The sequence below is a fragment of the Streptomyces sp. NPDC051940 genome, from assembly GCF_040680895.1.
Taxonomy (GTDB): Bacteria; Actinomycetota; Actinomycetes; order Streptomycetales; family Streptomycetaceae; genus Streptomyces.
This window is the reverse complement of the sequence record NZ_JBFAXR010000091.1, coordinates 13,457-34,676: the sequence shown is the minus strand read 5'-3', so window position 1 is coordinate 34,676 and position 21,220 is coordinate 13,457. Positions and strand designations below refer to the sequence as shown.

Sequence of the window (21,220 nt, the reverse complement as noted above, 5' to 3'; positions counted from 1 at the left end):
GGCTCATGGACCTCGTCGCGGTCGAGGGCGAGCCGGACGCGGTCGTCGCCGACCTGAACGCCCCCGCCGTCCGACGCGGCGATGGCGGCGGAACCGGCCCGGCACGACCTGACCCGGGAGCAGTTCTACTTCGTCCTGCCCGACCGGTTCGCCAACGGCGACACCGCCAACGACCGCGGCGGCCTCACCGGCGGCCGGCTCAGCACCGGCTTCGACCCGGCCGACAAGGGCTTCTACCAGGGCGGCGATCTCAAGGGGCTGACCGAGCGCCTCGACTACATCAAGGGCCTGGGCACCACCGCGATCTGGATGGCGCCCATCTTCAAGAACCGTCCCGTACAGGGCGAGGGCGACAACGCCTCCGCCGGCTACCACGGCTACTGGATCACCGACTTCACCCAGGTCGACCCGCACTTCGGCACCAACGCGGACCTCACGCGGCTCGTCGACAAGGCGCACGCCAAGGGGATGAAGGTCTTCTTCGACGTCATCACCAACCACACCGCCGACGTCGTGGACTACCAGGAGAAGTCCTACGGCTATCTGAGCGAGGGCGCCTTCCCGTACCTCACGAAGGACGGCGTCCCGTTCGACGACTCCGACTACGCCGACCGCACCCGGGACTTCCCGGCCGTGGACGCCGACTCCTTCCCCCGTACGCCCGTCGCGGCCGGCGGCGCCAAGGTCCCGTCGTGGCTCAACGACCCCACGATGTACCACAACCGCGGTGACTCCACCTTCGCCGGCGAGTCCTCGGAGAACGGCGACTTCGTCGGGCTGGACGACCTGTGGACCGAACGTCCCGAGGTCGTCGAGGGCATGACGAAGATCTACCAGCGGTGGGTGCGCGACTACGACATCGACGGCTTCCGGATCGACACGGTCAAGCACGTCAACCAGGAGTTCTGGACCCGGTGGGCGACCGCGCTCGACGCGTACGCCGCGAAGCAGGGCCGGGACGACTTCTTCATGTTCGGCGAGGTCTACTCCGCCGACCCGGCGGTGACCGCCCCGTACGTCACCGAGGGCCGGCTGGACTCCACCCTGGACTTCCCCTTCCAGGAGGCGGCCCGCACCTTCGCCTCCCGCGGCGGCTCCGCGGACACCCTCGCGCGGCTCTTCGCGCAGGACTACCGCTACACCACCGACAAGGCCAACGCGTACGAGCAGGTGCCCTTCCTGGGCAACCACGACATGGGCCGCTTCGGCACGTTCCTGAAGCAGGACAACCCGGACGCCTCCGACGCGGAGCTGCTCAAGCGCTACGGGCTGGCCAACGAGCTGATGTTCCTCAGCCGCGGCAACCCGGTCGTCTACTACGGCGACGAGCAGGGCTTCACCGGCGCCGGCGGCGACAAGGACGCCCGCCAGACGCTCTTCGCCTCGAAGACCGCCGACTACCTCGACGACGACCAGCTCGGCACCGACCGCACCCACGCGAGCGACGCCTACGACCCGCAGCACCCGCTGTACCGGCAGATCGCCGCGCTCTCCACGCTCACCAAGGCCCACCCGGCGCTGCGCGACGGCGTACAGACCGAGCGCCTCGCGGAGGGGTCGGTGTACGCCTTCTCCCGCACCGGCCTGAAGGACCGCACCGAGTACGTCGTCGCGGTGAACAGCGGCACCTCGCCCAGGACGGTGCGCGTCCCCACCGGTTCGGCCGCCTCGCAGGACTTCGCCTTCCTGTACGGCGGTGAGGGCACCGCCCGCAGCGACGCCGACCGCACGCTCACCGTCGAGGTGCCGGCCCTCGGCTCCGTCGTGCTGAAGGCCGCCGCCCCGCTCGGGGCCCCGGCCGCCGAGCCGTCGATCACGCTGAAGGCCCCCGCGGCCGGCGCCGCCGGTACGGTCGAGATCGAGGCCGACGTGCCCGGCGGACAGCTCGACCGCGTCGTCTTCGCCGCCCAGCAGGGCGACGGGCCGTGGCGGATCCTCGGCTCCGCCGACCACGCCCCGTACAAGGTCACCCAGCACGTCACCGCGAGCGCCGGCACCGAACTCCGCTACAAGGCCGTCGTGATCGACTCCGCGGGCCGCACCGCGAGTGCGACCGCCGCCACCACCGCGGGCGCCCCGCCCGTCGAGCAGCCGCCGACGGCCGTCTCCCGCGACTACGCGGTCGTCCACTACAAGCGCGCCGACGGCGAGTACGCCGACTGGAACCTCTACACCTGGGGCGACGTCGCCGACGGCCAGTCCGGACCGTGGCCGCAGGGCCAGCCGTTCATCGGCCGCGACGCCTACGGCGCCTTCGCCTACGTCAAGCTCAAGCCCGGTGCCTCCAACGTCGGCTTCATCGTTGTCGACAAGAACGGCGTGAAGGACGTCGACGCCGACCGCTTCGTCGATCTGACGAGGACCGGCGAGGTGTGGGTCGAGCAGGGCAAGCCCGAGGTGCGGGAGACGGCACCCGACTCGCCGCCGCAGGACACCTCCAAGGCCGTGCTGCACTACCACCGCGCCGACGGGAACTACGACGGCTGGGGCCTGCACACCTGGACCGGCGCCGCCAACCCGACCGAGTGGGCGCAGCCCCTTCAGCCGTCCCGGATCGACTCCTATGGTGCGGTCTATGAGGTGCCGCTCGCCGCGGGCGCCACGTCCCTCAGCTACATCGTCCACAAGGGGGACGAGAAGGACCTGCCCGCCGACCAGTCGCTCGACCTCACGGCGAACGGCCACGAGGTGTGGATGCTGAACGGCCAGGAGAAGTACCTCCTGCCGCAGCCGAAGGGCGGGGGCGCGGCCCTCGACCTCGGCAAGGCGCAGGCCGTGTGGCTCGACGCCGACACCGTGGCGTGGAAGGGCAGTCCGGCCGCCGCGTCCACCCAGCTGCTGTACTCGCGTGACGGGTCGATCGCCGTCGAGGACGGGCAGCTGACGGGCACCGCCCGCTGGCTGCGGCTGAACCCGGCGGAGCTGACCGCCGCGCAGAAGGCGAAGTTCCCGCACCTGAAGGACTACCCGGCCTTCACCGTCGACCCGCGCGACCGCGACCGGGTCCGCGACGCGCTGAAGGGCCAGGTCGTCGCCACCCAGCGGGCCGCGAACGGCGCGGTCCTCACCGCCACCGGCGTCCAGCTCGCCGGGGTGCTGGACGCCCTGTACGCCGGGGCGGCCCAGCAGACGGGCCTCGGACCGGTGTTCCGCGACGGGCGGCCCACGCTGTCCGTATGGGCCCCCACCGCCCAGCGCGTCGCGCTGGAGATCGGCGGCGACAGCGTGCCGATGCGCCGCGACGCGGCCTCCGGCGTGTGGTCGGTGACCGGGCCGGCGGGCTGGAAGGGGCAGCCCTACCGGTACGCGGTGACCGTGTGGGCGCCCACGGCGGGGGAGGTCGTGGTGAACCGGGTCACCGACCCGTACTCGGTGGCCCTGACGGCCGACTCCGAGCGCAGCCTCCTGGTCGACCTGCGCGACAAGTCCCTCGCGCCGTCCGGCTGGTCGACGCTCGCCAAGCCCAAGGCCGTACCGCTGCGCGACGCGCAGATCCAGGAGCTGCACGTCCGCGACTTCTCGGTGGAGGACCCGACGGCCGCCGCCGCGCACCGCGGCACGTACCTCGCCTTCGCCGACGCCGGCTCGGACGGCTCGAAGCACCTGCGCGAGCTGGCGAAGGCGGGCACGTCGTACGTGCATCTGCTGCCCGCCTTCGACATCGCCACCATCCCCGAGCGCAAGGCGGACCAGGCGTCGCCCGACTGCGACCTCGCCGCGTTCGCCGCCGACTCCGACAAGCAGCAGGAGTGCGTGGCGAAGACCGCCGCGAAGGACGCGTACAACTGGGGCTACGACCCGTACCACTACACGGTGCCCGAGGGCTCGTACGCCACCGACCCGGACGGCACGGCCCGCACCGTGGAGTTCCGCAGGATGGTGCAGGCCCTCAACGGCGACGGGCTGCGGGTGGTGATGGACGTGGTCTACAACCACACCTCCGCCTCCGGCCAGGCCGCCACCTCCGTCCTCGACAAGATCGTGCCCGGCTACTACCACCGGCTGCTGGCCGACGGCTCCGTCGCCACCTCCACCTGCTGCGCCAACACCGCGCCGGAGAACGCGATGATGGGCAGGCTGGTCGTGGACTCCGTCGTCACCTGGGCGAAGGAGTACAAGGTCGACGGCTTCCGCTTCGACCTGATGGGCCACCACCCGAAGGCCAACATGCTGGCCGTGCGCAAGGCGCTCGACGCGCTGACGGTGGAGAAGGACGGCGTCGACGGCAAGAAGATCATCCTGTACGGCGAGGGCTGGAACTTCGGCGAGATCGCCGACGACGCCCGCTTCGTCCAGGCCACGCAGAAGAACATGGCCGGGACCGGCATCGCCACGTTCTCCGACCGGGCCCGCGACGCGGTCCGCGGCGGCGGCCCCTTCGACGCCGACCCCGGCGTCCAGGGCTTCGCCTCCGGACTCTTCAACGAGCCCAACGGCTCCACCGCCAACGGCACCCGCGAGGAGCAGCGCGCCCGGCTGCTGCACTACCAGGACCTGATCAAGGTCGGCCTGTCGGGCAACCTGGCGGACTACCGCTTCACCGACACCTCGGGCCGTCCGGTCACGGGCGCCGGCGTCGACTACAACGGCTCCCCGGCGGGTTACGCCGCGGCGCCCGGCGACGCGCTCGCCTACGCGGACGCGCACGACAACGAGGCGCTGTTCGACGCGCTGGCCTTCAAGCTGCCGTCGACGGTGTCCCCGGCGGACCGGGCGCGCATGCAGGTGCTGGCCATGGGCACGGCGGTGCTGTCGCAGGGGCCGGCGCTCTCCCAGGCGGGCTCGGACCTGCTGCGGTCGAAGTCCCTGGACCGCAACTCGTACGACAGCGGTGACTGGTTCAACGCCATCCACTGGGACTGCCGCGCCGGCAACGGCTTCGGGCGCGGGCTGCCGCCGGCGGCCGACAACGCCTCGAAGTGGTCCTTCGCGCGACCGCTGCTGACGGCGCCCGCGCTGAAGGTGGGCTGCCCGCAGATCACCGGGGCGTCGGGGGCGTACCAGGACCTGCTCCGCATCCGCGGCGCGGAGGGCGCCTTCAGCCTCGGCACGGCGGACGCGGTCCAGTCGGCGCTGTCCTTCCCGCTCTCCGGGCCGGAAGAGACGCCGGGCGTCATCACGATGCGGCTCGGCAGGCTGGTCGTGGTCTTCAACGCCACACCCGCCGAGCAGACGCAGCGCGTCGCCGCGCTCGCGGGGACGGGCTACCGGCTGCACCCGGTGCAGGCGGGCGGCTCCGACCCGGTGGTCCGGCAGGCGTCGTACGACGCGGGCTCGGGGACGTTCACGGTCCCGGGGCGCACGGTCGCGGTGTACACGGCCGGATAGCACCGCGCAGGGGGGACCCGGCTGCCGCCGGGTCCCCCCTGCGTGCCGTCAGTCGATGGGTTCGAGCAAGCCGCGCAGGGCCACCACGCCCTCGCCGTGGCGTTCGTCCAGGGTGCGCTGCAGCTTCTCGGTGGGAGCCCAGGTGGTGATCTTGACGCCGTTGCCCCTGCCGTCGATGCTCGCACTCATCAACTCGGGCATCTCCTTGACCAGGGAGTCCCTGATGCGCTCCAGCTCCTTGTACGTGTGCTCGGCGCTCGTCACGCACAGCGGGCCGCTCCACATCTTGCGCAGCGCGCTGCGGGCCGTGTCGAGGTCGCCGGTGAAACGGAAGTTGAGGACCGGGAACGCGGCCTCGGGGGACCTCTCGCCCCGATGGTCGTCGATCCACGCCCCGGCGTAGCCGTCCATCATCTGGGCGGCCTCGAACACCGGCGTCTGGTCCTGCCCGGGCTTCGCGCGCTGCCAGCCGCCCTCGGGCTCGTCACAGGGGGTGCTGAAGTCCGGCTTCTCCGGGTCGGGGAGGGGGGCCACTTCGTCCGCGTCCCGCGCGGGTTCGGTCAGCGTGAAGCGGTGGCCGTCCCAGGTTCCGGTCAGCACATAGCTGCCCCACCGGGTGCCGCTCCTGGCCGCGGACTTCAGGCCCTTCCAGTCCCAGCCGACGATGTCCGGGCCGCCGCACATGGGCGGCAGCGAGGCCGTCATGACCTCGCACATCTGCGGTCCGTGCGCGGGGTTCTCCAGCACGGACACGGCGGCCCGGAACCGGCCCAGATAGCCGTCGGGCACGAGGTTGGACGGGTTGACGGTGCCGGGCGCGGAGGTTTCCGCATCGGGCGACTTCGAGCCGGCGGCCGGCTGCGAATCGGCAGCGTCACCGGCCTGCTGCTCGCCGCAGCCGACGAGCAGCAGCGACACGCCTGCGACGAGTGCGACGAGAGGGGCTGACGCCCGGATGATGAGCACAGTCATGCCGCTGTGACGTGCGCCGGTGGCCGCCGGTTCCGCAATCCGGGACGTTCCGCCCCGGCGTATGGGGGGAACCCGCCCGGCGTGTGGAGAAGGGGGTCGCATGGAAATCTCCCGACGACGTGTCCCGTGGTGGATCGGGCTGCCCGCCGTCCTCGTCACCGTCCTGGTCCTGCTGCTCGCGCTGGTCAAGGTGGACCTGCTGCCCTCGCCCGGCGATCTGCTGGACGAGGAGACCAACGACCGCTCCGGCCCGGTGCTGCTGAAGTCCGTACGGGACCTCAGCCGCTACCAGGCGGCCGAGGGCAACTTCCAGGTCGTGGTCGACCTGGACAAGGACGCGAAGTTCCTCCCGGACGCCCTGCGCGGCAAGCGCACCCTGTACGTCGGTGCCGGCACGGTCGACGCGTACGTCGACCTCGGCCGGGTCGCCGACCAGGGCGTCCAGGTCAACGCGGACCGCACCGCCGCGGAGCTGTGGCTGCCGCACGCGAAGCTGGGCCGGCCGGCGATGGACCCGAAGCGCAGCTACGCGGTCACCAAGCAGCGCGGTCTGCTGGACCGCTTCGGCGACTTCTTCGCCGACAACCCGAACGACGAACGCGAGGTCAACCAGCTCGCGGCCCGGCACATCGGCGAAGCGGCGAAGTCCAGCGGGCTGACATCCCGCGCGGAACGCAACACGACCCTGATGCTGGAGGGTCTGCTGCGCTCCCTGGGCTTCGAACGGGTCGACGTCCACTACGGCATGGCACCACCGGGCGGGGGCACGTCGGCCTCGCCCTCGCCGTCCGCGTCCGTGGAGCGGTAGCCGGTGGGGCCTCACCCGCCCCACCAGCCCGTCACAAAGCGTTCCGCCGGAATTGGCCCTCATCACAATTCACCCGACGCTCTGTCAGGGGCATGGTGATGGCGACCCTCCACCGACTGCCAGGGGAGTATCCATGGAGCGCCGTAGCTTTCTTCGTGTCGTCACCGCCGGGGCCGGAGCCGTCGCCTTCGCGGGCGGGCTGTGGCAAGGGGCCGCGGCCGGCGTGGCGGGGGAGAGCCCGTACGGGCCGCTGCTCGCCGCCGACGCCAACGGGGTCGCGCTGCCGCAGGGGTTCACCAGCCGGATCGTGGCCCGCAGCAGCCACTCCGTGGGCGGCGCCACGTGGCACGGCGCGCCCGACGGCGGCGCGTGCTTCGCCGACGGCGACGCGTGGATCTACGTGTCCAATTCCGAGCTGCCGCTCATCGGCGGCGCGTCCGCCATCCGCTTCCGTGCCGACGGATCGGTCGACCGCGCGTACCGGATCCTCAGCGGTACGACCCTCAACTGCGCGGGCGGCGCCACGCCCTGGAACACCTGGCTGAGCTGCGAGGAGACGTGGCGGGGGCGGGTCTTCGAGACCGACCCGTACGGCGTCAGGTCCGCCGTCGCCCGTACCGCCATGGGCCGCTTCAAGCACGAGGCCGCCGCCTGCGACCCCGACCGGAGGGTCGTCTACCTCACCGAGGACGAGGAGGACGGCTGCCTCTACCGCTTCACCCCGACCACCTGGGGCGACCTCTCCGCCGGCCGGCTCGACGTGCTGTGCGACGCCGGCGGCGGCGCCGTCGTCTGGCAGCGGGTGCCCAACCCCAGCCCGCTGTTCACCGAGACCCGCGACCAGGTGAGCTCCGCCCTGAAGTTCGACGGCGGCGAGGGCTGCTACTACGCGGGCGGCGTCTGCTACTTCACCGCCAAGGGCGAGAACTCCGTCTACGCCTACAACGCCGCCGCCAACACCCTCGGCAAGATCTACGGCGGCGGGGGCACCCTCGGCACCGTCGACAACATCACCGGCCGCTCAGGCGGCGACCTCTACGTCGCCGAGGACGGCGGCAACGAGGAGATCAACATCATCACGCCCGACGGCGTCGTCGCCCCCGTGATGCGGCTCGACGGCCACGCCGACTCGGAGATCACCGGTCCCGCCTTCTCCCCGGACGGGACCCGCCTCTACTTCTCCTCACAGCGCGGCACGAGCGGCAACACGACCGGCATCGACGGCGTCACCTTCGAGGTCCGCGGCCCGTTCCGGCACTGACGCCGCCCCCACCTCCGTCACGGCCTCGGTCACCGCCACCCGCCCGCCCAGCCGGGGGCGGGGCAGCGGACCGGGGCCGTACGCGTCCCCCGTCAGGGCGAGGCGTACCGCCGCCCAGGGGAGGTTCACCCCGGTGAACGCCGTCTGGAAGACGCCCGCCGACGCCCGCGGGTTCGCCTCCAGCAGGACCGGCGCGCCACGCCACTGCCGCAGCTGGATGTTCGACAGGTACGGCAGCCCGAAGTGGCCGACCAGCGTCCGCGCCAGCTCCTCCAGCGCCGGATCGTCCAGCAGCAGCCGGTAACGGCCCTCCTTCGCCCGGGCGATGGCCGTGAGCAGCCGTCCGCCGGGAGCGGCCAGACAGTCGACGCTGATCTCCGGGTCGTCCAGATACGGCATCACGATGAGCTCCGGTATCCGCTCGCCCGCGTCCGCCGCCCGCTTCAGCGCCCCGGCCACCGCGTCCACCGCCGCCACCGGCTCGGGCGGGGCCAGCAGCTCCCTGAGGCCCAGCGGGCGGTGCTCGTCGTCCAGGATCCGGAAGCCGAACGCCGAGTACTCCCCGGCCGGTTTGACGCACAGCCGCCCCGCTCCGGCCAGCTCCGCCACCGCGGTACGGAACGCCTCCGCGTCCCGCACCACCCGCCACGGCGGCACCGGCACCCCGATCCGCGCGGCCTCCTCGTAGGTGCGCCCCTTGTGCGTCAGCACCCGCACCGCGGCGGCCGGCGGGCACAGCAGCCGCGTGCCCAGCGCCGCGAAGTCCGCCGCGCGCGGCGCCAGCGCCTCCAGCCTGCGCGGCGGCAGCAGGACGTCGATCCGGTGCCGGCGGCAGAAGTCGAGCGCGAACCCGGCGTACTCCTCGGCCGACACGTACCGCGGCTCGACCTCCGCCACGTCGCAGGCCGTCAGCGCGGGCGCCGAGGCGTCGATGTTGGTGCCGAAGATCCGTACCTCGGCGTTCGAGGGGTTCTCCCTCAGCATGCGGATGACCTGGGTGGTCGCCGCCCCCGCACTGCTCAGCCAGATGTGTGTGGCGATCTCGCACGCTCCCCTCGGACGATCAAGCGTGCGGAGCGTAGCGAGCGCCGGTGACCGGCGCGTTTCCACGGCGTGTCAGCGCCGTGGAAACGCGCCGGTCCCGCGTCAGCCGGCCGGCATCGTGCAGGGCGCGTCGCCGCACACGTCCGTGAGTACGCCGGTGGTGAGGAAGGTGTACGCCTGCTGCCGCGCGATCGGTGAGTTCCGCAGATCGCTGTGCGGATCGTGGCCCTCGGTCGGCGGCGTGTTGGTGAGCGGCTGGTACGGGCTGCCGCTGTCCCAGATCACGATGGCCGAACCCCGCTGCGGCTCGTGCAGCGGTGGGATGCCCCAGTACCGCACGACGTCCGGGTTGCGCCCGGGCGCGACCGCCGGCGTGTGGATCCGGGCGCCGATCGTGCGCGCCTCCACCTCGGCCGCCGTCGGCGAGACCTGGTGGTCGCCGAACGCCACGTCCAGCAGCACCTGGTGGGCCGGGGTGCCGGGCAGCGGGTCGCGGGTCATGTGCTGGGCGTAGCCGTTCGCCTCGCCGCGGTCCCAGAGCATCTGCATCAGGGCGAAGCCGATCTGCTGCGTCAGCTTGTCCGGATAGGCCTGGTCCATGATCGCCTGGAAGGGCGCGTAGTCGACGCTGCGGTTGAGCAGGGTCGAGTAGTTCATCGCCGGTACGCCGAGGACCGCCTTGGTGACGTCCGTCGACACGGCCGTCAGCATGCCGCCCAGGATCCCGCCCTGGCTGTTGCCGTTGTAGCCCAGCTCGGCCGCCGTGTCGATGACGGAGGCGCCGGACGGGCCCTGGAAGGCGGGGCTGGCGGACAGGCCGTCCGCGTGCATCATCAGCTTCCCGAGCCACAGGAAGTTCAGCACGCCCTGCTGGGTGCGGTCCGCGATCGCCCCGAAGCCGCCGAGGTCGCCGATGGTCCCCGCCACGTACGGCAGGTCCTCCTGGGCCATGCCCTGCCAGCGGGTGGCGCACAGGATCACGTTGTGCTCGGCGGCCAGCGCCCGCTGCGAGCCGGAACCGACCTCGGTCTCCCGGCCCAGCAGCCCGTGCCCGTACAGCAGCGCCTTCGCCGGAGCGGCCAGCGAACTGCGCGGGACCTCGCACTGGAACAGGGCGGTCTGCGTGTTGCCGGGCAGCTGTGCGGGCAGCCCGTCCGGGCCGTAGTTGAAGCGCGAACCGGGCGGGCCGCCGGGGGCGTTGAGATAGCTCGGCACCTGGAACGTGCCGCGCACCCGGCGCGCGATCGGGTCCGTCGCCGGGTTCTCGGTCACCTCGGTGACGGCGAACTGCGGCGACTTGCCGTCGAGCGCGGCGAACGAGTCGTCGCGGATCTTCAGCATCCGCTCCGACAGACCGCGCTCGCTGGCGATCGTGAAGTCCCAGGCGAGGTTGAGCCCGACCGGCGGGACACCGGCCTTCAGCAGGTCCAGCTGCACCCGGCGCATCGCCTGCTGCCGCTCGTACAGCGGATCACCGGCGGGCAGCGGACGTCCCGCCACCGTGCGGAAGGCGTCACCGGCGGGGATCGCGTGGCCGGCCGCGTCCTTCAGGCCGCGCAGCGCCACGACGTACCGGTGGCCCTCCAGGAAGTTCCTCGCCGGGCGGATGACCAGCGCCTGCCGGGCCGGGTCGGTGGCGTTGGCGTCCAGCTCCGCCCAGTACGGCCAGCGCTGCCCGGTGTCGGCGTCGAGCAGGACGATCGGCGCGTCGCGGTGCAGCGAGCGGCCGATGTCGGTGAGCGGGGCGGCGCCCGTCCTGGCCAGGTCCAGCCCGGGGATCTGGGCCAGCAGCATCGAGCCGGGGGAGAAGCCGTCGTTGCGGTTCCAGTCCGTGGGGTCGATGCCCTTGCCGAGGGCGTTGCGCGGCATGGCCGCCGGGTCGAAGGCGACCCGGCGGCCCGTGTCCGTGCCCGGGTCGGGCACGGTGTACCAGTCGCTGGGGAACGGCAGCAGGCACTCCGAGGGCGCGATCGGATCGCACCCTCCCCGTACGGGGACGCCGGCGGCGTCCGCCACCGCGACGGGGCCCAGCACGCCGGACGCCAGAAGCGCCGCCGTGGCGCCGGCCAGGAACCGGGCCCGTGTTCCCCTCCCCCCGGGAGGTCTGGGGGCGCGGCCCCCGGGGCTCTTTCCGGCAGACACCTGAGCGGAGCGGCTACGCACCATGACCTCCAGGAACCCGCGTCGTCGCGGGGGTGGCAGGGACGTACGGGGCAGTGACTGCCCCGTTTATCCCGGGGGTTCGGTACGCCTGTCAATGGATGTGGCAGGGGCGCTCCGCCGAGGGTGCCCAGCGGGTGCCGACCGGGGTCTGACGAAGTGTCAGACCTCCGGCTGGTCCGTCAGACCTCCAGCTGGGCCTCGATCCGCGCCAGCTGGTGGCGGGCCATCGCCAGGTTGGCCCGCTGCTTGTCGAGCGCCATGTAGAGGAACAGCCCCTTGTTGTCGCGGCCCTTGAGCAGCCGGAGCAGGTGGTACTGCTTGCCCAGCGTGATCAGGATGTCCTCGATGGTGTCCCGCATCCCGAGCTGCTCCATGGTGCGCACCTTCGCCCGCACCACGTCCGTGTTGCCGGCGGCGGCGATGTTGAGGTCGAGGTCCTTCGACCCGCCGAGGGTGCCCAGCGCCATCCCGCTCGTGTAGTCGACGAGCGCGGCGCCGATCGCGCCCTCGACCGAGGCCATTGCCTCCTTGAGGGCCGTCTCCGTGTTGACCATACGTCTTGCACTTCCTTCTCTTCTGGTGGTGGTCCGGCGGGTGCCGGAGGTCGCTCCGGTGCTGCGGCGTGCCGGTGGCCGCGGGTCGGTGGGCATGGTTCAGGTGGTCTCCGCTCGGTCGAGGGCGCCGTCCACGAGGTCGCCGATTCCGGCGCCGGTCCGGCGGGCTTCCAGATGCAGCAGGCCGACCACGGCGTCCTGCTCCGCCACGACGGCGAGCACCGCGGCGCGCCCCGCGGCCCAGGTGGCCACGCAGCCCTGTTCGCCGCGCACCATCAGCTCCCGCAGTGCCCCCTGGTCGGTGGTGTCGACCAGCCGCTGCGCCACCCCGAGGGCGGCCGCGGTGAGGGCCGCGAGGCCCTCCGCCTCCTCGGCGAGCCCGTCGTGCGCGAGCACCAGGCCGTCGACGGTGGCGACGAGCGCGCCGCGCAGCTTGGGCACGCGGGCCCGCAGCCGGCGCAGCTCCTCGGTCACCTCGGGGACGGCGGCCGTGATCAGTGAGCCGTCGGAGGGACCGGGGACGGGCCCCGCCCCGGGGGCGGGGGAGGCTCCCGGGACGGGGGGCGCCCCGGGGACGGGGGAGGCCCCGGAGGTCGGGGTGGCCCCCGTGGTGTTCCCACCGCCCGAACGCCTCGCCGCGGCACGCGGCTTGCGCGTCGTGAGCGGGGGGCGGGCGGGGTCCAGGACCGGAGCGGGCGGGCGCTCCTCGTGGCTCATAGTTTCGCCTCCAGGGCGTCGCGGATCCGGCGGAGCAGGCCGACGTCGAGGTGCTCCGCGGACGTGATCCCCGCGACCGGCCCGCCGGCCGGCGCGGGACGCGCGCCGCCCGGCCCCGGCCGGCGCATCAGCTGCGGTGCGGTGACCAGGCCCGCGGCGGCGAGCCGCCGGATGTCGACCAGGGTGTGGAACGCGGGCCGGCCGAGCAGCCGGGCGATCCCCGTCGCGGTGCGCGAGCCGTCGGCGGCGTCGAGCACGCGGCGCTGCCGGGGCGGGATCCGCGGCGGGCGGACCGCCTCGCGCCGCTGGACGGGGGCGTGGTCCAGCCGGGCGTCGGGCCACAGCGCGTCGAGCAGGTCGGCCCGCCGGCGGGACTCGCGCAGCAGGGACTCGGCGCTCACCGGGCTGACGGGGCCCAGCCAGTGGGCGACGCCCCGGCGGAAGCGGCGCGGAACGCTGGCGCCGCCGAGGGCGAAGTACGCGGCGTCGTACATGGCGCTGAGGTGGAACATCTCCAGCGCGGACCCGGGCACCCGCCCCGTCTCGACGAGCCGCCGCGCCACCCGGTGGCGCGCGCCGGCCTCGGTGACGGCCCGCTCCCACTCGTCGTACGACAGCAGCCCGCCCTCCGTCAGCAGCACGTCGAGTCCGGTGGCGGCGGGGCTCTCGGCGTGCACGACGGCGCCGTGGCGCAGGAAGAGCGTGCCCGCGTCGCAGAGCACGGCCCCGTTGGCCCGCTGGTCGGCGAGCTGTAACAGCAGTTCGGGTCCGGCGAAGGTCATACGCCCACCAGCCGTTCCGCGACGCTGCGCAGCCGGAGCCGGGCGAGGGCCAGATTGCCCGTGGCCCGGTCGAGCCGCAGATGGACGAAGACCCCGCTGTCGAAGGCCATGTCGACGAAGCGCAGCACGTGGTACGAGGCGGGCGTGGTGACGATGACGTCCTCGATGCCGCTGCCGCCGCCCTCCCCGGGTAACCCCTCCGGCTCCAGCGCGACCTGCTCGATGGCGATCCGCGCGAGCTCCGCCGTCTCGATGGCCGTCTCCTCGGCGCCGCCGTGCGCGGACGCGCCGACGGACGCGAGTACGAACCCGGTGGCCCATTCGACCAGCGCCGCAGAGCGGGCGCCGGGCAGCGCCAACGCCTCGTGCAGGCAGTCCTCGATCGCGGACACGGCCGTCCCTCCCCAGTAGGCCCTGTCTGATTCCCTGTCAGGGGTGACCAGGAGGTTACGCAGAGTTCAGTCGACCGGGTCAGGTTTCCCCATAACGGGGATTTCGCCCTGGCGGTTGTGCTAGAGAGTGCCGCCGGAATATTCACGATGCATACGCATGCCCCAGCCGACGCACGCATGCCGCAGCCACCCCGCGCATACCCCCGCCACACAGCGCACAGGGGTGCCACGCATCGCACGCATGGCACCCCGGTGGCAGTGGCACGGATCAGCCCAGCCGCCACCCGCTGAACTCGGTCAGCCCGCGCACGCCGCTGCCGCCCGTGACCGCCGACATCACCAGGCCCACGTCCTGCACCGCGGCCACGCCGGTCACCGGCACCGTGGCCACGGTCCGCCACGTCACCCCGTCGTCCGTCGAGCACTCACCGCGGAACGAGGACCCGACACGCGTCAGCCGCAGCGTCACCGGCGTGGTGATGCCGGTGATCCGCTTGTACGTGTCGACCGTGCCGTCGCCGTTCGTGTCGTACGACAGCACCACGCCGTTAGCCGGCGTCACCGACAGGTTGAGGAAGCCGAGCGAGGCGAAGTCGGCGAGGCTGTTGCGGACGATGATCCCGCAGCGCGCCCAGTTCGCCGTGGCGTCCTGGTGGTCGACGCGGACGGTCACCGCCGTGCCGTCGCGCAACTCCCCCTCGCGGTAGACCGCCCCGTACTCGCAGTTGCCCTTCCACAGGTCCTTGCCGGCGCCCTCGATCGCGAAGCGGTCGCCGAGCTGCCCGAAGACGGCGGCGTTGTTGCTCGCCGTCCGCCAGCCCTCGCCGAGCGGGCCGGCCAGGAAGTAGTTACCGGTCCGGGTGAGCGCCACCCGGTCCTGTCCGGCGGGTCCGTACGCGACGCGCAGCTCGTACGGCTGGTGCTGCAGCGGCCGCTCCAGCGGCACGTCCGGCGCCTGGACGGGCCAACTCACCGCCGCCCGCCCGGCGGGCGCGACGGCGTCGGCCGTGCGCGTCCCGCCGGGGGTGAGGCCGGTGAGCGTGAGGTCGACGCGGCCGGTGGGCGCGAAGCCCGTCTCGTTGCGGAAGACCGCCCGCAGCTCACCGGTCGCGCCCGGGTTGAGTACGGGCGGGTCGGTGACGACGGTGAGGCTGCCCTGGTACGGGGCGGTGGCGAGGACCTCCGCCGCGTGCCGCGCCGCGCGCAGCGGATCGACGGTGGGGCGGACCGGATAGTTCGTGGTCTGCCGGGTCCACGCCTCCTCGATCAGGTACCAGTCGATCGCCTGCGGCTCGCGTCCCTGGGCGAGCGCGTCCTCGTACTCCTGGAGGAACCGCTGCCAGCGCGGCAGATACAGGTCCTCGTAGACGCCCTGCCAGTCCCGGTTGGCGTAGTCGGCCAGCGCTCCCGTGCCCGGGTCGGCTGTGGCCCGGTACGCCCACGTCGACAGCAGCACCCGCGCCGTCCACTCGAAGTCCGCCCCCTCCTCGGCCGAGGTCGCGAAGCGCTTGGCCTCCTCGAGCCAGCGGCCGGTGAGGAAGGACCGGTGCCCGCCAGAGACCTCCGCGGCCAGCCCCATCAGCCTGAGCCACAGACCGGAGAGGCGGCGGAAGGTCTCCAGGTCCTTGTCCTGGTAGGCGAGTCTGAGCTGGGGGAGGAGCAGCCGGGAGCGGTCCGCGACCGACTGCCGCGCGAAGTCGACGAGGTCGTGCTTGTACGCGTCGGAGTCGCGCAGCCCCTCCGCCACGCCGAGCAGCCCCACCAGCGCCTTGTCGAAGTCCGGCTGGTCGAAGGCCCCGTCGTACGTCGTACCCGCCGTGGTCAGGCCGGGGCGCCCGGTGAAGATCGAGTCGTACGGACGGCCGTCGGCGCTGCGCAGCTCGTACGCCGTGCCCTTCAGCGCCGCGGCGGCCGCGCGGCCGCCCGGGTCGGCGCCGTAGCGGAAGCGGGCGTAACCGGCGAACCAGTCGTCCCGGTCGATGGCGTCCTCGTGCCAGGCCAGCTCGCTGAACAGCTCGAACGCCGCCGGATCGCGGTCCGTGGCCTCCGGCATGTACGCCGTGCCGACCAGGGCGCTGCCCGGCTTGTCGCGCCAGGCGGTGAAGCGGGCGGTCCAGTTGTGGGCCTTGGCGCCGATCGTCGTACGGCCGCCGAAGTTGGGGATCGTGCCGAACGCGTAGGGCGTGCCGTTCCAGTCCTTCTCGCGGTCGGTGACCGTGTCGATGTCGGAGAGGCCGTCGACCACCAGCATCCGCGACTTGTCGATCGCGTCGACCAGTTCCCGGCGCGGATTGGCCTGCCAGCCCAGGATCACCCAGACCGCCCCCGGCCGGGCCGTCTGCAGCGCGGTCTCGACGGCCTGCGCGGCGGTCGGCACCGGCACGTCGCCGGGGGTGCCGCCCTCGTGCAGCAGATCCATCTTGAAGTGCGTGGCCGGGCCGAACAGTTCGGCCTGGTGGCGGTAGAAGGAGGCCGCCACTTCGGCGAAGTGCCCGGTGCGCGGGTCCAGCCAGGGCGGGCGCTGGAGCATGTTCCAGGTGCCCTGCGGGACGGTGCGCGAGCCGGCGTTGCGGGCGGCGAAGTCCTCCGGCACGGTGCCGAAGTAGCCGGGCATGACCGGCGAGATGCCGAGCTCCCGCATCCGTCTGACGATCTTCTGCCCCAGCTCGACCCGCCTGGCGAGCCCCGCGTGGCTCACCGGCCCGCCGAACCCGCTCAGGTTCTGCAGCAGCCACCAGGGCTGGTGCGACGGCGCCGGGATCCAGGCCCGGGCCTCGTCGTCGGAGTAGCCGAAGTCCTGCAGCAGCCGGTGGTAGACGGCCTCCTGGCCCGGGGTGACCAGGGCCTGGTTGACGCCGTGCAGGGCGAGGACGTCGATCAGCCGCTCCCAGCCGTTCCAGTCGTGGTACGGGCCGGTGTAGCCGTCGTGCGTGTCGTTCAGGGCGAAACGGTTCGCCACGGTGGCGGCGCGCTCCAGCGGGGCGGCGGGGGCGGGCAGCCGGTCCGGCAGGTGCTCGAGATGGCTGCCCGACCAGGAGATGTGCGCGTCGCAGACGTACTTCAGGTACCAGTGGACGGCGGTCAGCGCCACTCCCGGCCCGCTCGCGGCGACTTCGATGTCCCCCGACCGCCCGCTGACGCGGAAGCGGTCCGCGGTCGCGGCGGGAAGGGCCGTGAAGCGGAACTGGGCGGCGTGCCGCGGCAGGAGGCGCGCGACGGCCTCGGCGGCGGGCGCGAGGTCGGGGGGTTGTGGACCGGGTGCGGGAGCGGCGTGGGCGGAGGGCGAGCCGGCGCCGAGCACGGCGGCGGAGCCGAGCGCGCCGGCGGCACCCAGAACGGTGCGTCTTGTCGGTTCTGTCACTCGCGGCACGCTAATTGCCCTGAGAAACAAGGGGCAATGGGCCGGCGCGGACGCCATTGGTGAGACCAGTGACCGGTGCGGGTACGTCAGAAGGGGAACCGTTTTGCCGCTCCTGAGGTAATCCCCATGCCGTCTTCATCCCGTTCTCAGCCGGGGAGGGGATGGTGACACCGACTGGGAGGGAAGGTGGCCTTCATGAGGCGCTTGGTACCTGTGTGCCCGCACTGCGGGAGAGTCCGCTGCATCTGCCCGCCGCGGTGATCCGCGGTATTCCTTGGACCGACCGACCGACCGACCGACCGACCGACCGACCGACCGACCGACCGACCGACCGACCGACCGACCGACCGACCGACCGACCGACCGACCGACGTGCTTACGGCCACGCTGACGGCTGGGCTGACGGCCGGGCGAGCGCCCGGTCCGCGGAACCGGGTCGTGGCCCCGCGGGGGTGGCCGCGGCTGGTTGACTGGGCCGGTGGACTGCCTCTTCTGCGCCATCGCGGCCGGTGACGTGCCCGCGCACCGGGTGTACGAGGGTGAGGCCGCGGTGGCCTTCCTCGACGCCCGGCCGCTCTTCCCCGGCCATGTGCTGGTCGTACCGCGCCGCCATGTCCCGACCCTGACCGATCTGCCGGCCGCGGACACGGGCCCGTTCTTCGCCGTCGTCCGGCGGATCGCGGGAGCGGTGGAGGCGGGGATGGAGGCCGCGGGATCGTTCGTGGCGATGAACAACCGGGTCAGCCAGTCCGTACCGCATCTGCACGTGCACGTCGTGCCGCGCAACCGGGGCGACGGGCTGCGCGGGTTCTTCTGGCCGCGCCGCAAGTACGCCGGCGACGGGGAGGCCGCCGAGGCGGCGGAGCGGATCCGGGGGGCGCTGTCGGCGTGAGGGGACGGCGTGTGCGGGCCCCCACCTGGGCGTACGGCTGAGACGTATCCCACAATGGCAGGGACGGTTCTTCGGCACGCATGCCCGCCCCCGAAACGTGCCGTTAATTCCGTAGCGTGATACTGAAGTCCGCGCGCACCCGGCACGGGGCGCGACCAGCCCGTCTGACCTGCAAGGATGTGGACCATGGAGAAGCAGCAGGAGTTTGTGCTCCGCACCCTGGAGGAGCGCGACATCCGCTTCGTGCGGCTGTGGTTCACGGATGTACTGGGCTTTCTGAAGTCCGTGGCCGTGGCCCCCGCGGAGCTTGAGCAGGCGTTCGAGGAGGGCATCGGGTTCGACGGCTCCGCGATCGAGGGCTTCGCACGTGTATACGAGTCCGACATGATCGCCAAGCCGGACCCGTCGACGTTCCAGATCCTGCCCTGGCGGGCGGAGGCGCCCGGGACGGCCCGGATGTTCTGCGACATCCTGATGCCCGACGGCTCGCCGTCCTTCGCGGACCCGCGCTACGTCCTCAAGCGCATCCTGGCCCGCACCTCGGACCTCGGCTTCACGTTCTACACCCACCCGGAGATCGAGTTCTTCCTGCTGAAGGACAAGCCGGTCGACGGCCGCCCGCCGGTACCGGCGGACAACTCCGGGTACTTCGACCACACGCCGCAGAACGTGGGCATGGACTTCCGGCGCCAGGCGATCACGATGCTGGAGTCGATGGGCATCTCGGTGGAGTTCTCCCACCACGAGGGCGCGCCCGGCCAGCAGGAGATCGACCTGCGGTACGCGGACGCGCTGTCCACGGCGGACAACATCATGACCTTCCGCCTGATCATGAAGCAGGTCGCCCTGGAACAGGGCGTCCAGGCCACCTTCATGCCCAAGCCGTTCTCCGAGCACCCCGGCTCGGGCATGCACACCCACCTCTCCCTCTTCGAGGGCGACCGCAACGCGTTCCACGAGTCGGGCGCGGAGTACCAGCTGTCGAAGGTCGGCCGGTCCTTCATCGCGGGCCTGCTGCACCACGCGGCGGAGATCTCCGCGGTGACCAACCAGTGGGTCAACTCCTACAAGCGCATCTGGGGCGGCTCGCAGCGCACGGCGGGCGCGGGCGGCGAGGCCCCGTCGTACATCTGCTGGGGCCACAACAACCGCTCCGCGCTGGTACGCGTCCCGCTCTACAAGCCCGGCAAGACGGTCTCCACCCGCGTCGAGGTCCGCTCCATCGACTCCGGCTGCAACCCGTACCTGGCGTACTCGGTCCTCCTGGCGGCGGGCCTGAAGGGCGTCGAGGAGGGCTACGAACTCCCCCCCGGCGCCGAGGACGACGTCTGGGCCCTCACCGACGCGGAACGCCGCGCGATGGGCATCCAGCCCCTCCCACAGAACCTCGGCGAGGCGATCGCCCTGATGGAGCGCAGCGAGATCGTCGCGGAGACGCTGGGCGAGCACGTCTTCGACTTCTTCCTGCGCAACAAGAAGCAGGAGTGGGAGGAGTACCGCTCGGAGGTCACGGCGTTCGAGCTGCGCAAGAGCCTGCCGGTGCTGTAGACACAGGTCAGGCAGCATTCCGCTCGACACTCGCAAGAGGTCCACGGCACGCAACCGTGGGCCTCTGCTGCTGTCCGGCTACGCCTACGCAGGCCAGGAAGCCAGTCCGGGCGCGGATCAGCTTGAGGCCCCATGATCACTCGCCGAAAGGCGGCTCCAGTCCAGAATCGCTCCACCGACCTCGGAGGTTCCCCATGATCACGTCGATCCATTGGCGCTGCTACATGCGGGTGAGCGACCAGCGCAAGGCCGAACGCATAGTGGGCCGCATGCAGACGGTGTTGGGTGCTCCCATGGCGATCGAAGGCTACGAGCGCTATCGGAAGATCCCGGAACTGGCCGAAGTCCTGCTGACCTCACCGCTCAACCAGGACAGCGCGGGCGAAGCGCTCCTCACTGCCCTGGAGGCCGCATGGAGACTCGCGAGAGGGTGGCAGATAGACAACCCCGACACTCGCCGCGAGTTCGAGGGCATCGCCGCGGCGACAACCGGGGCGACGTTCGTCGTCCCTGGTGTCGAGTGGATGATGTTCTCGATCACCGACGACACAGCCGGGGCCGTCTTCGGGCCGTCCGAGGCTGACCAACGCTGACAGGCGTCGACAGCCGCCGGCCAGATCAACACAGGTCAGCACCAGCAGCAGGAGCGGGAGGAGTGCCGCAGCGAGGTCACCGCGTTCGAACTCCGCAAGAGCCTTGCGGTGTTGTAGGCGCGGGGGCGGCTACGGCGAGCTCGTCGTCGCGGTCGGCGCCGAGGTGGGACGCCGGGCTGTGCGTAGCAGTGCGACGGCGGCGCCGATGAGCCACAGGGCGAAGGCTACGGACGCCATGCCTCCGCTCCAGAAGCCCGTCAGGCACAGTACCGCGACGGCGTAGGACACCCAGACGGCCCACGTGGGCAGGGCGCGTGCCTGCTGGGCGATCCGGGTCGTCGCGGCGACCAGCACCGCGCCGCCGGTCAGGCCGGTGAGGGCCACGACGGCTCCCGCCATGCCGAGTACGCGGGCGGTGTCCGGGTCGGGGGTGAACTCGTCCGACAGCGCCGCGACCGCGCTCGACACGTCGAGCGACACCCCCGTGATCATCAGCCCGCCGAACAGGACCGCCGCCGGCACGATCGCGTGCGCGAGCGGGTCGCCGCCGGACAGCCGGTCCAGCACCCGCCGCAGCCCGACGGTGAACCAGAGCAGCAGCGCGATCCCCGCGGCGAGCACCACCAGCCCGATGCCGGCGGCGGTCTGCCGCACGCCGTCGTCGACCCGGTCGACGATGGCGGCGTCCGACAGGCTCGGGTCGTCGACGCCGGCCGACGCGCACAGCGCCACCCCGGCGACGAGCAGCACGACCGAAGCGGCGCCCGCCTGTCCTGCGCGCTGAAGAGCTCGGGACTCGTCCATG

Annotated in this window: 15 protein-coding genes and 2 pseudogenes; 8 read left to right on the top strand and 9 right to left on the bottom strand. The window is 72.3% G+C overall.

Features of this window, described 5'->3' with window-relative positions:
• Positions 1–81: 81 nt before the first annotated feature.
• Positions 82–5,328, top strand: coding sequence for a pullulanase-type alpha-1,6-glucosidase (gene pulA, locus AB0M28_RS28480; RefSeq protein WP_365410999.1), 5,247 nt, complete (start codon positions 82–84; stop codon positions 5,326–5,328).
• Positions 5,329–5,376: 48 nt separating this feature from the next.
• On the opposite strand, the gene AB0M28_RS28475 is transcribed toward pulA, so the two are convergent.
• Positions 5,377–6,300, bottom strand: coding sequence for a hypothetical protein (locus tag AB0M28_RS28475; protein ID WP_365410996.1), 924 nt, complete (start codon positions 6,298–6,300; stop codon positions 5,377–5,379).
• 100 nt (positions 6,301–6,400) lie between these two features.
• On the opposite strand from AB0M28_RS28475, the gene AB0M28_RS28470 reads away from it, so the two are divergent.
• Together AB0M28_RS28470 and AB0M28_RS28465 are read left to right on the top strand one after the other, a co-directional pair.
• Positions 6,401–7,108, top strand: coding sequence for a DUF4230 domain-containing protein (locus AB0M28_RS28470; RefSeq protein WP_365410993.1), 708 nt, complete (start codon positions 6,401–6,403; stop codon positions 7,106–7,108).
• A gap of 133 nt (positions 7,109–7,241) precedes the next feature.
• On the top strand, positions 7,242–8,369 hold the full coding sequence (locus tag AB0M28_RS28465; protein ID WP_365410990.1) for an alkaline phosphatase PhoX: 1,128 nt from the start codon (positions 7,242–7,244) through the stop codon (positions 8,367–8,369).
• Here the strand turns inward: AB0M28_RS28465 and AB0M28_RS28460 are convergent.
• From AB0M28_RS28460 to AB0M28_RS28430, 7 genes are all read right to left on the bottom strand, one after another.
• Positions 8,292–9,479, bottom strand: a complete 1,188-nt coding sequence (locus AB0M28_RS28460; RefSeq protein WP_365410987.1) for an ATP-grasp domain-containing protein — start codon at positions 9,477–9,479, stop codon at positions 8,292–8,294. The genes AB0M28_RS28465 and AB0M28_RS28460 overlap by 78 nt on opposite strands.
• Positions 9,480–9,515: 36 nt before the next feature.
• Positions 9,516–11,447 (bottom strand): hypothetical protein, encoded by a 1,932-nt coding sequence (locus AB0M28_RS28455; RefSeq protein ID WP_365410984.1) that lies wholly within the window; start codon positions 11,445–11,447, stop codon positions 9,516–9,518.
• A gap of 308 nt (positions 11,448–11,755) precedes the next feature.
• The gene (locus AB0M28_RS28450; RefSeq protein WP_365410981.1) at positions 11,756–12,130 is read right to left on the bottom strand and encodes a hypothetical protein; all 375 of its coding nucleotides are present in this window, start codon (positions 12,128–12,130) and stop codon (positions 11,756–11,758) included.
• Between the two features lie 99 nt (positions 12,131–12,229).
• A complete protein-coding gene (locus tag AB0M28_RS28445) occupies positions 12,230–12,847 on the bottom strand; it encodes a roadblock/LC7 domain-containing protein (protein WP_365410978.1) in 618 nt (205 codons plus the stop codon).
• Positions 12,844–13,629 (bottom strand): transcriptional regulator, encoded by a 786-nt coding sequence (locus tag AB0M28_RS28440; protein WP_365410976.1) that lies wholly within the window; start codon positions 13,627–13,629, stop codon positions 12,844–12,846. Before AB0M28_RS28440 ends, AB0M28_RS28445 begins: the two co-directional genes overlap by 4 nt.
• Positions 13,626–14,021 (bottom strand): hypothetical protein, encoded by a 396-nt coding sequence (locus AB0M28_RS28435; protein ID WP_365410973.1) that lies wholly within the window; start codon positions 14,019–14,021, stop codon positions 13,626–13,628. The genes AB0M28_RS28440 and AB0M28_RS28435 overlap by 4 nt, the downstream gene beginning before the upstream one ends.
• Before the next feature lie 268 nt (positions 14,022–14,289).
• Positions 14,290–17,382: an alpha-N-acetylglucosaminidase gene (locus AB0M28_RS28430; protein ID WP_365410970.1), complete on the bottom strand. Its 3,093-nt coding sequence runs from the start codon at positions 17,380–17,382 to the stop codon at positions 14,290–14,292.
• A 161-nt stretch (positions 17,383–17,543) separates the two neighbouring features.
• Here AB0M28_RS28430 and AB0M28_RS28425 point away from each other — a divergent pair.
• From AB0M28_RS28425 to AB0M28_RS28405, 5 genes and pseudogenes are all read left to right on the top strand, one after another.
• A pseudogene (locus tag AB0M28_RS28425) lies at positions 17,544–17,738 on the top strand (PT domain-containing protein); the annotation flags it as partial.
• Positions 17,674–17,895, top strand: a pseudogene (locus AB0M28_RS28420) (PT domain-containing protein); the annotation flags it as partial. The pseudogenes AB0M28_RS28425 and AB0M28_RS28420, both read left to right, overlap by 65 nt.
• Positions 17,861–18,274, top strand: a complete 414-nt coding sequence (locus AB0M28_RS28415) for an HIT family protein (RefSeq protein WP_365410967.1) — start codon at positions 17,861–17,863, stop codon at positions 18,272–18,274. The pseudogene AB0M28_RS28420 and the gene AB0M28_RS28415, both read left to right, overlap by 35 nt.
• A 186-nt stretch (positions 18,275–18,460) precedes the next feature.
• Positions 18,461–19,822 carry a glutamine synthetase family protein gene (locus tag AB0M28_RS28410; RefSeq protein ID WP_365410964.1) on the top strand — a complete coding sequence of 454 codons (1,362 nt, stop codon included), beginning with the start codon at positions 18,461–18,463 and terminating at the stop codon, positions 19,820–19,822.
• A gap of 194 nt (positions 19,823–20,016) precedes the next feature.
• Positions 20,017–20,415, top strand: coding sequence for a hypothetical protein (locus AB0M28_RS28405; protein WP_365410961.1), 399 nt, complete (start codon positions 20,017–20,019; stop codon positions 20,413–20,415).
• A gap of 129 nt (positions 20,416–20,544) precedes the next feature.
• Here AB0M28_RS28405 and AB0M28_RS28400 read toward each other — a convergent pair whose 3' ends face one another.
• Complete coding sequence (locus AB0M28_RS28400; RefSeq protein ID WP_365410958.1) at positions 20,545–21,219, bottom strand: hypothetical protein; 675 nt, start codon at positions 21,217–21,219, stop codon at positions 20,545–20,547.
• Position 21,220 lies beyond the last annotated feature (1 nt).